Genomic DNA, 720 nt, shown 5'->3' on the forward strand with positions numbered 1-720 from the left:
GACGCGGGCATCGTGCGCAACCGGCTGAAGATCGAGTCGGCGGTGGCGAACGCGCGCGCGACGCTGGCGGCGCAGGAGCGCTTCGGGTCGCTGGATGCGCTGCTGTGGCGCTTCGCCGAGGGTTCGGTGCCGACCGCGCCGCCGCGCAGCCTGGCGGAGATTCCGGCGCAGACGGCGGCGTCGCAGGCGATGAGCCGTGAGCTGAAGCGCCTGGGCTTCCGCTTCGTGGGGCCGACGGTGTGCTACGCCTTCATGCAGGCGGTGGGGATGGTCAATGACCATGTGGAGGGGTGCTTCCGCCAGCGCGAGATCGCGGCGCAGCGCTGCGCGACGTCACCACCCCCCAGGCCTTGAGCCGGTTGCAGGAACGCCTCGCGGCGTTGCCCTGCAGGCTCTGGCGCAGCCAGGCGGCATCGCCTGCTTGCGAAGCGGCAGCGATCGAAGTGATCCATGGCAAGGCCGGGTTCGCTGCGCATCGCTAGGATCGTCCCCATGAGCCTCTACCAGGATTTTGCCGACCGGACCGCACAGCGGATCGCCGAGGGTGTCTTGCGCCCGGGCGACAAACTGCTCTCCGTCCGCCAGGCCTGCAAGACCCACGGCATCAGCCCGATCACGGTCACCCAGGCCTACCACCTGCTCGAGAGCCGAGGCCTGATCGAGGCGCGGCCGAAGTCGGGCTACTTCGTGCGCGCCCGGCTTGGCAGCAGACTGCCCGAG

At 70.1% G+C, this 720-nt stretch carries 2 protein-coding genes; both read left to right on the forward strand.

Translation table 11 applies throughout. From position 1 onward, the window contains the following. Positions 1 to 354: DNA-3-methyladenine glycosylase I (locus tag JNK74_28850; GenBank protein ID MBL7650190.1), on the forward strand; the 354-nt coding region annotated here is incomplete at its 5' end. A gap of 138 nt (positions 355 to 492) precedes the next feature. Continuing rightward, positions 493 to 720 (forward strand): winged helix-turn-helix transcriptional regulator (locus JNK74_28855; GenBank protein MBL7650191.1); only part of this gene is annotated, 228 nt, incomplete at its 3' end.

It is taken from the genome of Candidatus Hydrogenedentota bacterium, assembly GCA_016791475.1.
In the GTDB taxonomy this organism is placed as follows: domain Bacteria; phylum Hydrogenedentota; class Hydrogenedentia; order Hydrogenedentales; family JAEUWI01; genus JAEUWI01.